Below are 13731 nucleotides of genomic sequence, written 5' to 3'. Positions count from 1 at the left end.
GGCGCTTAATATCGCGCCGGGGGTTTGTTGTTGGTCCGGCTCCGCTTACGGGCGATTTACTTGGTGCCTTGGCCCAGCGCTGCTAGCCATAACATATGGGCAAGGATCACCCCGATCTGCACCGGAGCAGCCGCGTTCTGTTCCGACGCCCGTCCCGCGTGCCAGCCGGACGGCGGTCCCTCGATGTGTTTGACCTCGACCAGCTGCATCAGGATCATCTGGACAACCTGGCCCGGCTCGATGCGATCAGATCCGCCGCCACCCGGATTGCTGCCGCCCACACGCCTCATACAAGCATCCTGTCGCTGCGTCCGCCCGGGTTCTGGCTGCGGCACCGCGCGGCGCCGATCGACAGGCTGGGACGCACGGTGATGATGCTGATGGCCGAGCCCGACCGGCATGCGGAGGTGCAAGCCAGCCTCTCTGATCACTTTGACGAGGTGATCCCGGTGCCTGCCCCCGCCGAGGGGCTCGAAACCAGTCTTGTCCGGCAGCTCAGCCCCCAAATGACCCGTAATGCGGCGCGCTGCGTCCCGGCCCGACTGAGCTGCCGCAGCTTTGACAGCCAGCGCGCCCGCGCCCCGGCGACCCTGGTCGCGGCCTTGCTGGTGATGCTGGGCGTGCTGGCCCCGGGCGCGACACTGGTGGGGCTCGGCGCGCTTGCGCTGGTCACGCTGCTGCTGTTCACCCTGTTGCGCGTGGCTGGCCTGGCCGCCGCCCTGCGCCAGCGTGCGCCCCCGCGCCACCGCGCCCCGACGCCGGCGACACTGCCGATGATTTCGGTGATGGTCCCTTTGTATCGCGAAGCGGAAATCGGCCGTCACCTGCTGCGCCGCCTGTGCCGCCTGACCTATCCGCGTGATCGAATGGAAGTCCTTCTGGTGCTGGAGGAAGCCGACGACGTCACGCGGCAGGCTGTGAACTGCGCCGACCTGCCGGACTGGTTCCGCGTGGTCGAAGTGCCCCATGACGGCCCCCTGACCACCAAACCGCGCGCAATGAACTATGCGCTCAATTTCTGTCGCGGTGAGATCATCGGCGTCTGGGATGCCGAAGACGCCCCGGAGCCCGACCAGTTGAATGTGGTCGCCCGCACCTTTGACCAGGCACCGCCGGATGTGGTCTGCCTGCAAGGGGTGCTGGATTTCTACAATCCCACCCGAAACTGGATCTCCCGCTGTTTCACCCTGGAATACGCAGGCTGGTTCCGGGTGCTCCTGCAAGGCATCGCGGGGCTGCGCCTGGTGGTGCCCTTGGGCGGGACCACCCTGTTCATCCGGCGCGCTGCACTGGAACAGCTTGGCGCCTGGGACGCCCACAACGTGACCGAGGATGCCGATCTCGGGGTCCGTCTGGCCCGCGCCGGCTACCGGACCGAGATGATGCCCACCGCGACCTACGAGGAAGCCAACAGCCGCATTGTCCCATGGATCAAACAGCGCTCCCGGTGGCTCAAGGGGTTCATGATGACCTACCTGGTCCACATGCGGGCGCCCCGCGATCTGTTCAAGCATCTGGGCTGGCGCCGCTTCCTCGGCTTTCAGGCGTTCTTTCTCGGAACGCTGGGACAATTCCTGCTGGCGCCGGTGGTGTGGAGCTTCTGGCTGGTGGCACTGGGACTGCCGCACCCTGCGGCCACGGTCATACCGCAACAGGTCGTGCTGATGGCCACCGCCAGTCTGATCCTCTTCGAGGCCCTGAACATCTGCGTCTGGATATTCGGCGCCCGCGCCGCCGGGCGCGCGCGACTGGCGCTCTGGGCACCGGTGATGCCGATCTATTTCATGCTGGGATCTCTGGCCGCCTACAAGGCGCTTTGGGAGGTGTTTGTCGCGCCCTTCTTTTGGGACAAGACCTCACATGGCGAACACGGCGGCATCAGCGACAGCTGAACCTCACCCCCCGCGGGTGCCGGCGTCCTGCTTCAGACGCGTGGTGAACGCCACCGAGATATGATCCTTCAGCGCCTGCCCCGCAGCCGCTTCATCGCGGTCGGCAATGGCTGCCACGATCTGCTTGTGCTCGGTCTGGGCGATGCGCCCGCGCCCCTCCGCCGCCAGCGAGGTGGTCGCCATCAGCGCCATCGAGCGATGCACCAGATCCAGTTGCTGCACCAGATAACGGTTGTGTGACGCCAGGTGGATCTGCTGGTGAAACCTCCGGTTGGCCTTTGCCAGTTCGACCGGATTGTCCACCAGCGCATCATCCGCCGCCACCATGTCGCGCAGGACCTGGATTTCTTCCTCGGTGGCATGCCGCGCCGCCAGCGCCGCCGCCAGCCCTTCGAGTTCGCGCCGCACCACGTAAAGCTCGGCCATCTGGTTGTGATCGAGCGAGGCCACGATCAGCGATCGGCCATCGCGCTCCAGCAGGCTCTGGGTTTCCAGCCGTTGCAGGGCCTCGCGGATCGGCGTGCGCGACACGCCGAAGCGATCCGCGAGATCGCTTTCCACCAACCGGTCGCCGGGCTTGAACATGCCCACGTCGATCGCGTCGAGGATCAGCCCGTAGGCATCCTTCTGCGTGCTGCTCTTCGTCTGGTTCATTGCGGCTGTGACCTCCCTCGCATCGCATCTGTCTACGCCGCCCCTCGCCCCCGATCAAGCCTGCGGCGTTTCCACCCCTGCCCCATTGCAAATCGGGGCATTGCGGCCTAGGTCTCGCGCCATGGTCAAGCAGTCTTTCTCTCATGTCGAACACTGGGTGTTCGATCTCGACAATACGCTCTATCACCCCTCCGCCCGCCTCTTCGATCAGATCGAGGCGAAGATGATCGCCTATGTGATGGACACGCTCGGGGTGGATCATGGCGCGGCGGACAAGCTGCGCGGCGACTATTGGCGCAACCACGGCACCACGCTGGCGGGATTGATGCAGGAGCACAACATCGACCCCGATCCGTTTCTGGTGGCGGTGCATGACATTTCGCTTGACCATCTGGAGCCCGATCAGATGTTGGCCGGCCATATCGAGGCCTTGCCGGGGCGCAAGATCGTCTACACCAATGGCTCTGCCCCCTATGCGGAGCGCGTCCTCGCCGCGCGGGGGCTGTCCGGGCTGTTTGACGGTATCTACGGCGTGGAACACGCAGAGTACCGCCCGAAGCCAGAGCGCAGCGCGTTTGAACGGGTGTTTGCGCAGGCCGGTGTCGAAACCACCAAGGCGGCGATGTTCGAGGATGATCCGCGCAATTTGACCGCGCCGCATGCAATGGGCATGCGTACGGTGCACGTCGCGCCCGAAGCCTTTGCCGGCGATCATATCCACCATCACACCATGGATCTGACAGAGTTCCTGGGCCAGCTGCGATAGCCTGTCGCAGCGACCAAAATGCACATGTCACAGTCATGTTTCGCACCCTATATCGCCGGTTAAGACGATATCACGGAGCCTGACATGACCGCCTATACCCTGCCACCGAAGCTCACCACCTTTGAGCGCATCATCTTTCGCGTGCCTCTCTTGGGGCGCATCTGGAAAGAGGTGAGCTATGGCGATGAGGGCAATGTCTACTACGCGATTGCCACGTTCATCAGCCTCTGGGGCATTTCCATCATGCTGTTTGGCCTGCCCGGTCTCTATTTGCCCGCACTCGCTCTGGTGCCGGTGATGTGGATCATTTTGATCCTGATTTCGCGCGGCTGATCCCCTGCGGCACAGAGCCGCTTGTCATTCGTCCGCCCCGCGCCCTATGTCTCCTCCCATAGGAACAGCGCGGGGCCGAGGTGATGAGCGAGACATGTGACATCCTGATTTCCGGGGGCGGCATTGCCGGGCTGACGGCTGCGGCGACGTTTGCAGCGCGCGGATTCTCCGTGATCTGCGTGGACCCGACGGCCCCTGTCACGGCGCGCGAGGATGCGGGCGCGGATCTGCGCACCACGGCGTTTCTGCAACCGGCAAAATCACTGCTGGAGGATGCAGGCCTCTGGGCGCGGTTAGCGCCTTATGCCGCACCTTTGCAGATCATGCGCATCATTGATGCGGGCGGCGCTGAACCCGAACCGCGTGTGGTGCGGGAGTTCAATGCCGCAGAGATTTCCGAACTGCCTTTTGGCTGGAACCTGCCCAACTGGCTGCTGCGCCGCGAAATGCTGTCGCGCATCAACGAGCTGGCCAATGCGGAGTTTCGCCCCGGCGTTGGCACCCAGAGCCTGTTCACCCGCACGGGAGAGGCCCGTGTGACCCTGAGTGATGGCGCGCGTGTGAGGTGCAAACTGGTGCTGGCCTGTGATGGGCGCGCCTCCCCCATGCGCGAGGCGGCAGGGATCGACGTGCAGACCACCCGCTACGGACAAAAGGCGCTGGCCTTTGCAGTCACCCATGATCTGCCGCATGAGAATGTGTCGACCGAAATTCACCGCACCGGAGGCCCCTTTACGCTGGTGCCCCTGCCGGATCTGGACGGGCGGCCCTCATCGGCGATTGTCTGGATGGAGACCAGTGCCAACGCCGACCGGCTCGCAGCCCTTGATGAAGCTGCATTTGAAGGCGAGATGAACATCCGCTCTTGCGGGGTTCTGGGGTCGCTGAAACTGGCCTCGCGCCGCACCCTTTGGCCCATCATCAGCCAGCGCGCCGAACGTCTGGTGGGCGAGCGTCTGGCATTGATGGCCGAAGCAGCACATGTGGTCCCGCCCATTGGGGCGCAGGGGCTTAATATGTCGCTGGCGGATTTGCGGGTGCTGATGGATCTGGTGGAGGCGCGCCCCGAGGGGCTGGGCGATCAGGTGATGCTGGATGCCTATGAAAAAGCCCGCCACAGCGACATCAAATTGCGGGTCAGCGGCATTGATATGTTGAATCGCGCGTCGATGATCGAGGCCCGTCCGCTCAGGGATTTGCGGGCCGGTGGGCTGAACGCGCTGTATTCCCTGCCACAGGTGCGCAAGATGCTGATGCAGATGGGGCTTGGCGTGCGATAGAAAACGGGCCTGTCCTATGGGACAGACCCGTGCCTCCGGCGAAGGTATTTTTGAAAAGATGAAGCGGTGTCAGAGCACTTGGTCGAGCACGGTTTTCAGCCGCGACAGCGTGCCGTTGACATCATAGAGCTTATCAAGACCAAAGAGGCCAAGGCGGAAGGTCATAAACCCCTCAGGCTCATCTACCGCAAGCGGTACGCCTGCGGCGATCTGCATGCCTTGGTCGGCGAATTTCTTGCCATTCTGGATCTGCGGATCATCGGTGAAGCTGACCACCACACCCGGCGCGCCATAGCCTTCGGCCGCGACGGAAGTGACGCCTTTTTTCGCGAGCATTTCACGCACGCCATTGCCCAGTTTCCACTGCGCCTCGCGCAAGCGTTTGAAACCATATTCTTTGGTCTCCGCCATGGTATCACGGAACATGCGCAGCGCATCCGTGGGCATGGTGGCGTGATAGGCGTGGCCGCCGTCCTCATAGGCTTGCATGATCGCGCGCCATTTCTTGAGATCGAGGGCGAAGCTGTCGGAGGTGGTCTCGTCCAGTCTCGCAAGCGCGCGTTTGGAGAGCATCACCAGCCCCGCCGACGGCGATGCGCTCCAGCCTTTTTGCGGGGCGGAAATCAGCACATCGACACCGGTGGCCTTCATATCGACCCAAGCGCAGCCAGAGGCAATGCAGTCCAGCACCATCAGCGCGCCGACCTCATGGGCGGCTGTGGCCATCTGGGTCACGTAATCATCCGGCAGGATCACACCGGCCGCGGTTTCCACATGGGGCGCAAAAACGACGGCGGGTTTTTGGTCGCGGATCGCCTTGGTGACCTCTTCGATCGGGGCCGGAGCAAAGGGTGATTGCGCAGCATTGCCGGTCTGGCGCGCCTTCATGACACTGGCAGTTTTGGTAAGGCCGCCTGTTTCAAAAATCTGGCTCCAGCGATAGGAGAACCAGCCATTGCGCACCACCAGCGTGTCCTGATCGCGGGCAAACTGGCGCGCAACAGCCTCCATCGCATAGGTGCCGCCACCGGGCACCAGCGCGGTCGCATCCGCGTTGTAGACCTCTTTCAGCATGGCGTTGATGTCCAGCATCACCTGCTGGAATTCCTTTGACATGTGATTGAGGGACCGGTCGGTGAACACCACCGAGAACTCATCCAGACCATCAGGGTCGACTGTATCCAAGAGGGCCATGAGAAATCTCCTTGCTGCAATAGGGTCGGCTGGGGCCGGTTGTCTCTGTCATGGCAGAGCCGCACTGCTGGCTCAAGCGCCACGTGGCTACAGCTCTTGTCGCAAAAGCCGTTTAATACGGTTCAGCCCAAGGGGCCGGGGCGGCGTTCTTCGGACAGGAGCACATTGGCATCCACATTGCCCGCCCCCGGCAAGGTCATGATCCGCCGCCGCAGGACACGTTCGAAATCGGCAATGTCGCGGGCCACCACCCGCAGGCGATAATCATAAAACCCCAGTACATGCTCCACCGTCTGCACCTCCGGGATCGCCGAAACCGCGCGTTCAAAGTCATCAAGGCTGACACGCCCTTTGGTGGCCAGTTTGACGCCGACAAAAACGGTGACACCGAACCCCAGTTTCTCCAGATCGAGGTCCAGCACCCGATGCGACAGTATCCCTGCTTCCTCCAGCCGCTTGATCCGTCGCCATGTGGCAGGCTGGCTAAGGCCAAGCGCGCGGCCAAGCGCGCCTGCGGTCTGGGTTGCGTCCTCCGACAGGGCCCGCAGGAGTGCCAGATCAATTTCGTCCAATTCTGTCATAGCGGCAGCGCCGTCCGTGTGGTGATCCGCGCCACATGCATCAGCGCCTCGATGTCGGTGATGTTCGGCAGTTGCAGGATGCGATCCCGATACAGCGCCTGATAATGGGCCATATCCCGCGCAATCACGCTGAGGCGCACATCAACCTGCCCGAGGAAGGTCTGGATCTCCAGCACCTCCGGGATTTCACGCGCGGCGGGGACGAATTCATCAAAAGCGCGCGGATTGGTCTTATCAAGTGTCACCCGCAGTGAGACCTCAACCGCGTAGCCCAGAGCCTGCCAGTCGATGACCGCCCGCGTGCCCTTTACGACACCGCCCTCACGCAGCTTCTCCAGCCTGCGTGACAGGCGCGAGGCGGTGAGTCCCAGCCGGTCTGCCAGATCCGGCAGCGATTGGGTCGGGTCCTCCTGAAGGTTGCGCAATATGCGCCTGTCGAGATCATCAAGCATGATTACTAAGATAATCTACATTATGACGAATAGATACCGCGAAAATTGGTGAATTCATACACCAATCGCACTCGCATCTCCTGCCCTGCCGCCTATGATCGCTGACAGATAGAAACTCAGGTCAAAGGATTGATCCGATGCGTGTGTACTACGACCGCGACTGCGACGTGAACCTCATCAAGGAAAAGAAAGTCGCCATCCTCGGCTATGGCTCGCAAGGTCACGCGCACGCGCTGAACCTGCGTGATTCCGGCGCCAAGAACCTCGTGATCGCCCTGCGCGAAGGTTCCCCCTCCGCCAAGAAAGCCGAAGGCGAAGGCCTGCAAGTCATGGGCATCGCCGAAGCGGCGGCCTGGTGTGACGTGATCATGTTCACCATGCCCGACGAGCTTCAGGCAGAGACCTACAAGAAATACGTGCATGACAACATCAAGCCAGGTGCGGCGATCGCATTCGCCCACGGCCTGAACGTGCACTTCGGCCTGATCGAGCCCAAAGAAGGCGTCGACGTCATCATGATGGCCCCCAAAGGCCCCGGCCACACCGTGCGCGGCGAATACACCAAAGGCGGCGGCGTGCCCTGCCTCGTGGCGGTTCACAACGACGCATCCGGCTCCGCGCTGGAAACCGCGCTGTCCTATTGCTCCGCCATCGGTGGCGGCCGCTCCGGCATCATCGAGACCAACTTCCGCGAAGAATGCGAAACCGACCTGTTCGGCGAACAAGCCGTTCTCTGCGGCGGTCTGGTTGAACTGATCCGTTGCGGGTTTGAAACCCTTGTTGAGGCAGGCTACGCGCCGGAAATGGCCTATTTCGAGTGCCTGCACGAAGTGAAGCTGATCGTGGACCTGATCTACGAAGGCGGTATCGCCAACATGGATTACTCGATCTCCAACACTGCAGAATACGGCCAGTATGTCACCGGTCCGCGCATCCTGAAGTACGACGAAACCAAAGCCCGCATGAAAGAAGTCCTCGCCGACATCCAGCAAGGCAAATTCGTGCGCGACTTCATGCTGGAAAACGCCGTGGGTCAGCCGACCATCAAAGCGTCCCGTCGTGCCAACGACGAGCACGCGATCGAGGCCACCGGCGCCAAACTGCGTGAAATGATGCCCTGGATCTCTGCCGGCAAGATGGTCGACAAGTCCAAAAACTAAGGACCCCGTTTGCGGAGCCAAGGCTCCGCAGCCCGGACCTCTGCAGGGCGCCTCGGGACACCGGGGCGCCTTTTTCACGGTGTCACACGCGTCGTTCTGGAACGAAGCATGCCGCATTGACCTGCCCTCGCAGCAGAGGTCATCTGCCCGCACGGCACCCGCGTTCAGCCGGTGCCCCTCTTCAGGAGAAAAACATGCCGGAAATCGCCCCCCGTTACTGGGCCATGGTGGCCGCATTGGGTCTCACTTGGGGCGGGACCTTCATGGTGGTCGAACTGGCACTGCGCGGGATCACCCCGTTTTGGCTCGCGGCCGGGCGGATCGGCTTTGCGGCGCTGTTGCTCACCGCGATCTGGGGCCTGCGCGGGTTTCGCCTGTTTGAAGGGCGCTCCAACTGGCCCGTCGTGATCTACGTGGGTATTCTCAGCTCCACGCTGCCGTTCATCCTGATCAGCTGGGGTCTGCAGCATGTGACCTCCGGTTTTGCAGGGGTCAGCATGTCGGCCATCCCGCTTATGGTTCTGCCGCTGGCGCATTTCTTCGCCTCAGAACCCCTGACCCTGCGTCGCCTGATCGGCGTGGTCATCGGCTTTTTCGGGGTCGCCCTGCTGATCGGAGGCCAGGCCTTTGAAAGCAACGGCTCCGATCTGGAATGGGCCGGCCGTCTTGCCTGCCTCGGTGCCGCGGCCTGCTATTCGGTCTCTTCGATCTCTGTTCGCCGCCTGCCGGAGGTCGACTCCGTTGGCCTTGCCGCAGTGCTCCTGCTGATCGGTGCCCTTGGCATCATCCCCGCCGCCTGGGTGGTCGAAGGCCCGCCGCCCGTCATCTCGTCAGAAACCTGGATGTGGTTGGCAATTCTGGGTCTGATCCCAACCGCCGGAGCAAACCTGTTGCGCGTCCTGGTCATTCGCGGCGCCGGACCGACCTTCATGAGCCTCACCAATTATCTGGTCCCCGTCTGCGCCGTGTTCTTTGGCGCGGTGTTCCTCAGCGAAGCCCTGCCCGGCACGCTTCTGTGGGCCTTGGCCCTGATCCTCGCGGGGGTCGCACTCAGCCAATACGGCGCCTTAAAACGCCTGTTTGGCCTGGCCTGAGGCTCAGGTACAAACGCACAACTCCCACTCATTCAGCTTTTCAGAAATATCTCGGGGGTGAGGGCTTCGCCCGAGGGGGCAGCGCCCCCTCTCGCGCGCCGAGCCAGGGCTCGGCGCGCGCGTCCGCCCGGACGCCTGGGCGGAAAAACCTCAACGCGTCGCCGCCTCGACAGCCGCGACCACATCATCCACCGCGCGGTTCAGGAGGTCGGGATCCTCACTCTCTGCCATCACCCGGATCAGCGGCTCAGTGCCGGACTTCCGGATCAAAAGACGCCCATGCCCATTGAGCTGCCCTTCCGCCTGCGCAATGGCATCCTGCACCGCATCCGCTTCCAGCGGCACCTGCCCCGCCTCAAAGCGCACGTTTTTCAACAACTGCGGCACCGGTTCAAACTGCTGTGCCAACTCAGAGGCTTTCTGCTCCCGGCGCACCATCTCAGCAAGGAAATGCAGCCCCGCCATCAGCCCGTCGCCGGTTGTGGCATAGTCGCTCATCACGATGTGGCCGGATTGCTCACCACCGAGGTTAAAACCACCCTGCCGCATCCGCTCCACCACATAGCGGTCACCGACCCCTGTGCGTTCAAGGCCGATGCCACGATCATTCAGGAACCGTTCCAGACCGAGGTTGGACATCACCGTTGCCACCAGCGCGCCGCCGCTCAACCGCCCGTCCGCGGCCCACGCGTACGCCAGAAGCGCCATCAGCTGATCACCATCCGCAACGGTGCCGGTTTCGTCGATCACCACCACCCGGTCCGCATCGCCATCAAGGCAGATCCCCACATGGGCACCATGCGCCACCACAGTTTCAGCGGCGACAGCGGGCTTGGTCGAGCCGCAGCCGCGGTTGATGTTCTTGCCGTCCGGTGACACCCCCACCGGGATCACATCGGCGCCCAGCTCCCACAATATTTCCGGAGCAGCCCGATGGGCCGCGCCATTGGCGCAATCGATCACCACCTTCAATCCGTCAAACCGCATGTCGCGTGGCAGGGAGCTCTTGACCCGTTCGCCGTACCTATATCTGGCTTCATCCACCCGCTTGGCCCGACCGATATTATCCGCCTGTGCAGGTTCAACCCCGGCCTCGATCAGCGCTTCCAGTTCCAGTTCGACCTTATCGGACAGCTTGTAGCCGTCGGGGCCAAAGAACTTGATGCCATTGTCTTCGGCGGGATTATGACTGGCAGAAATCATCACCCCCAGATCCGCCCGCATCGACCGAGTCATCAGCCCCACCGCAGGCGTCGGCACCGGCCCCAGAAGCAGCACGTTCATCCCCGTCGAGGTCAGCCCCGCCGTCAGCGCGTTTTCAAACATATAGCCCGACAGCCGTGTGTCCTTACCGATCACCACCCGATGCACGGTATCTTTTTCACGACGAAAATAGCGCCCGACAGCCGCCCCGATGCGCAGCGCCATTTCGGCGGTCATGGGATGCAGATTGGCCTTGCCACGCACCCCATCGGTTCCAAAAAGTTTGCGCACCATAGCTGCTCCCCTGTCCGGCACACCGCCGGAGGAGGGTCCAACAGCTGCCGTGATCTCGTTATCTCGTGGCCTGCCACAGGCGCAGCGCCTGCGCCGTTTCCGCCACATCATGCACCCGTAGCAATTGCACGCCTTGGGCAAATCCCGCAAGCCCTACGGCAATTGACCCCGGCGCACGCCGTGCGGCCTGCGGTTCTTTGCCAATCGCGCCGATGAATCCCTTGCGCGAGCCCCCCAGTAGGATCGGACAGCCAATACCGTGAAACAGGCTCAGATTGCGCAGCAGCGCAAGATTATGCGCCTCGCTCTTGCCAAACCCGATACCCGGATCAATGACGATCTGCTCACGCAAAACACCGATCGCCTCCAGCTGGTCCACCTGCGCTGCAAGGAAATCATAGACGTCGAGCACCACATTCTCGTAATGCGGGTTTTCCTGCATGGTCTTGGGATCCCCCTGCGCATGCATCACGCAGACCGGCACCCCGGCCTGTGCCGCCAGCGGCGCCAGCGCGGCATCAAAGGTAAAGCCCGACACATCATTGATGAGGGACGCGCCCGCCTCAAGTGCTTCCATGCCGACAGTGGCCTTGCGGGTGTCGATGGAAATCGCCACATCGCTTGCCTCGCGGATCGCGGCAATCACCGGCGCAGTTCGGGCGATCTCTTCCATTTCTTCGACTTCAACCGCGCCCGGGCGCGTGCTTTCGCCCCCGACATCGATGATCGAAGCGCCATCTGCTGCCATCTGCAGGGCTGCATCGCGGGCCGCCGCCAATTCGTCGTGTTTGCCACCGTCCGAGAAACTGTCGGGCGTGACATTGAGGATGCCCATGATATGCGGCTGCGTCATGTCCAGCCCGGCGATGGCGGCGCGGCGGCTCATCAGGCGAAACCGGACCTCTTCGGGCAACAGGCCCGCGGGCACGATCCGCGGCGGGCCGTTGCGATCCAGAACTTCGACCTCGGTAAACCAGAGCGCGCTTCCGGCGAGATGAAGCGCCCCTTCGGGACGTGCTTCACCGTGACGAACCAGGGGGCGGTAGTAACTCACAGGGTTTGTTGCTCCTCAGCATGGGCGCGCAGGGGAACGCCGGGGTTGTCCGGCAGATCGGCGCCAATCACGATCATTTCTTCAGCTTCGAAAGTAGACGCGAACCAGGCCGCAAGTGCAACCGCATTCGATGGCGGCTCGCTCGGCCCCTCGACCGCATCCAGCACGACCTTGGACGGTGCCCAGACGCAGATCTGCCCGTTCTTCATCGCCCAGTCCAGCTCGGTGCGGGTGGCGACCACCACGCAGCGGTCATCCCGCGCCGCCAGACGCCAGGCGTTCTGCTCGATCGCCAGCAGATCGATACGGCGCTGGGTCCATTTGTGCCCGGTCTGCGGCAGCGCCAGATCATGCGCCCCGACGCAGAGGATCAGGGGGCGTTCCCGGCATTCCATCTGGTCGATCCAGCCGGTGAGATTGGCACTGTCGATGGCGGTATTCGACAGGAACATCAGTCGGGGATGTGGGCGAATGTCCTCTTCGACCTCATGCGAGATCTGATCTGCAGAGCGCACGATCTCGACACCCAGGGCACCCGGACCGCGATCCAGCTTCTCGATCCGCACAAAGGCGCGCACCGCCTGCGGCTCCCAGAGGATGCGTTCGGCCACCCGTTCGGCGAGGGTTTCCAGCAGGGCCAGCCGTTCGCGCGCCAGTTCGTGCGCGATCGCCTCTGTCACCTTGTCATAGGAAAGGATGCGATCCACGTCGTCATCAAGATCCGCCGGCAGAGGCGCAATTTCCACCACCACGTTGAAACAGACGCGCTGCGTGGTGCCCCGCTCCTGCTGGAACGCGCCGATCTCGACGTCGACAATGTGGTCCCGCAGCGAGATCCGGTCCAGCGGACCGGGGCGGGCGGTTGCAGCCGACCGTTCGGAGGGATGTGCGAAGGCGAGGTGAATATCGGAACTCATGGGCGTGGCCTTTGGCTGGCTTTGGATCGTAGGCGACCTGTGTCAGGAGTCACAGGTTTATGCGCATTCTATTCGCATAACAGGCCCAGAGTCGCCGTGCCAGAGACGGAAAGCGGCGCATTTACGCCGCAGTCACACCCCAAAACGGTCTTTTAGTTCGATGCGGTGCGGAACCGCTCGTCCCGGTAGAAAAGATGCACGCCAATGCGCGCGGTCTTGGTGAACGAACGCGACCAACGCGGTTTCACCGCCGTGGTGTGGTAGTACGTCGCCCCCTGGGTCAGTTTCGGGTTCACCCCATCCAGGATCAGCCGCGCCACCTTGGCCACCCGCTCAAAGGCACGCGGCTCGCGGATCACTTCCTTGTGGCCATCGCAGGTATAGGTGAACTGGCACTGGTACTTGCGTCCTGTGCCCTGGTTGATGACTCCACAGACCGTATTGGGGAACTGGGCGCTCTTGACCCGGTTCAGGATCACTTCGGCCACCGCAAACTGCCCCTTCACGGTCTCGCCCCGCGCTTCGAAGTAGAGCGCCTCTGCCAGACAGGCGAATTCGCTACCGCCCGAGGCCTCGGGCCGGCTGTCGAGAAAGGCGCGCGTAAACTGCACCTTGGTCACGTTTTTGGTCCGCGCCTGGCGCTTGCCCCCGAGGAACCGCAGCATGCGTTCCTTCGGTGCCGCCTGAAGCGTGGTTTGCTCCTGCTTGAAAAGCGCATCCAGCCCCACATCCGCAGAGGCCATGCGACCGCCTAGTGCTGCCGCGATCACAGCGACCCACATCAGAGTTCGTTTCATTTCAGGGTACCCCCGATCCTACAGCGTGCCGCGACCAAACGGCCGCAGACGACGGCACCG

Annotated in this window: 14 protein-coding genes; 6 read left to right on the top strand and 8 right to left on the bottom strand. The window is 62.8% G+C overall.

Annotation, left to right across the window (positions count from 1 at the left end; translation table 11 throughout):
• Positions 1–95 precede the first annotated feature (95 nt).
• Positions 96–1892, top strand: a complete 1797-nt coding sequence (locus tag ACXAF5_RS05375; protein WP_474945809.1) for a glycosyltransferase — start codon at positions 96–98, stop codon at positions 1890–1892.
• 3 nt (positions 1893–1895) lie between these two features.
• Here the strand turns inward: ACXAF5_RS05375 and ACXAF5_RS05370 are convergent, their stop codons facing one another.
• Complete coding sequence (locus ACXAF5_RS05370) at positions 1896–2546, bottom strand: GntR family transcriptional regulator (RefSeq protein WP_239324716.1); 651 nt, start codon at positions 2544–2546, stop codon at positions 1896–1898.
• A gap of 121 nt (positions 2547–2667) precedes the next feature.
• Between ACXAF5_RS05370 and ACXAF5_RS05365 the strand changes: the two genes are divergently transcribed.
• The 3 genes from ACXAF5_RS05365 to ACXAF5_RS05355 all read left to right on the top strand — a co-directional run bounded on the left by ACXAF5_RS05365 (position 2668) and on the right by ACXAF5_RS05355 (position 4925).
• Entirely contained in the window at positions 2668–3312 is a 645-nt protein-coding gene (locus ACXAF5_RS05365) for a pyrimidine 5'-nucleotidase (RefSeq protein WP_474945808.1), read from the top strand.
• A gap of 84 nt (positions 3313–3396) precedes the next feature.
• Positions 3397–3645 carry a hypothetical protein gene (locus ACXAF5_RS05360; protein WP_239363369.1) on the top strand — a complete coding sequence of 83 codons (249 nt, stop codon included), beginning with the start codon at positions 3397–3399 and terminating at the stop codon, positions 3643–3645.
• An 83-nt stretch (positions 3646–3728) separates the two neighbouring features.
• Entirely contained in the window at positions 3729–4925 is a 1197-nt protein-coding gene (locus tag ACXAF5_RS05355; protein WP_474945807.1) for a UbiH/UbiF family hydroxylase, read from the top strand.
• Positions 4926–4994: 69 nt separating this feature from the next.
• On the opposite strand, the gene ACXAF5_RS05350 is transcribed toward ACXAF5_RS05355, so the two are convergent.
• From ACXAF5_RS05350 to ACXAF5_RS05340, 3 genes are all read right to left on the bottom strand, one after another.
• Positions 4995–6119 carry an aminotransferase class V-fold PLP-dependent enzyme gene (locus ACXAF5_RS05350; RefSeq protein WP_474945806.1) on the bottom strand — a complete coding sequence of 375 codons (1125 nt, stop codon included), beginning with the start codon at positions 6117–6119 and terminating at the stop codon, positions 4995–4997.
• Positions 6120–6241: 122 nt separating this feature from the next.
• On the bottom strand, positions 6242–6700 hold the full coding sequence (locus ACXAF5_RS05345; RefSeq protein WP_009176804.1) for an Lrp/AsnC family transcriptional regulator: 459 nt from the start codon (positions 6698–6700) through the stop codon (positions 6242–6244).
• Positions 6697–7152 carry an Lrp/AsnC family transcriptional regulator gene (locus ACXAF5_RS05340; protein ID WP_474945805.1) on the bottom strand — a complete coding sequence of 152 codons (456 nt, stop codon included), beginning with the start codon at positions 7150–7152 and terminating at the stop codon, positions 6697–6699. The genes ACXAF5_RS05345 and ACXAF5_RS05340 overlap by 4 nt, the downstream gene beginning before the upstream one ends.
• A gap of 137 nt (positions 7153–7289) precedes the next feature.
• Here ACXAF5_RS05340 and ilvC point away from each other — a divergent pair, with 137 nt between their 5' ends.
• Together ilvC and ACXAF5_RS05330 are read left to right on the top strand one after the other, a co-directional pair.
• Positions 7290–8312, top strand: a complete 1023-nt coding sequence (gene ilvC, locus ACXAF5_RS05335) for a ketol-acid reductoisomerase (protein WP_474945804.1) — start codon at positions 7290–7292, stop codon at positions 8310–8312.
• A 194-nt stretch (positions 8313–8506) separates the two neighbouring features.
• A complete protein-coding gene (locus ACXAF5_RS05330; RefSeq protein ID WP_474945803.1) occupies positions 8507–9406 on the top strand; it encodes a DMT family transporter in 900 nt (299 codons plus the stop codon).
• A gap of 150 nt (positions 9407–9556) precedes the next feature.
• Here ACXAF5_RS05330 and glmM read toward each other — a convergent pair whose 3' ends face one another.
• The 4 genes from glmM to ACXAF5_RS05310 all read right to left on the bottom strand — a co-directional run bounded on the left by glmM (position 9557) and on the right by ACXAF5_RS05310 (position 13671).
• Positions 9557–10900 carry a phosphoglucosamine mutase gene (gene glmM / locus ACXAF5_RS05325; RefSeq protein WP_474947802.1) on the bottom strand — a complete coding sequence of 448 codons (1344 nt, stop codon included), beginning with the start codon at positions 10898–10900 and terminating at the stop codon, positions 9557–9559.
• A gap of 61 nt (positions 10901–10961) precedes the next feature.
• Positions 10962–11957, bottom strand: coding sequence for a dihydropteroate synthase (gene folP / locus ACXAF5_RS05320; protein WP_474945802.1), 996 nt, complete (start codon positions 11955–11957; stop codon positions 10962–10964).
• Positions 11954–12874: a dihydroneopterin aldolase gene (locus ACXAF5_RS05315; protein WP_474945801.1), complete on the bottom strand. Its 921-nt coding sequence runs from the start codon at positions 12872–12874 to the stop codon at positions 11954–11956. Before ACXAF5_RS05315 ends, folP begins: the two co-directional genes overlap by 4 nt.
• Positions 12875–13026: 152 nt before the next feature.
• Positions 13027–13671 (bottom strand): cell wall hydrolase, encoded by a 645-nt coding sequence (locus ACXAF5_RS05310; RefSeq protein WP_239324735.1) that lies wholly within the window; start codon positions 13669–13671, stop codon positions 13027–13029.
• Positions 13672–13731 lie beyond the last annotated feature (60 nt).

The organism is Epibacterium sp. ABV4_022, assembly GCF_056159345.1.
This window is presented reverse-complemented; position numbering and strand designations above follow the sequence as displayed.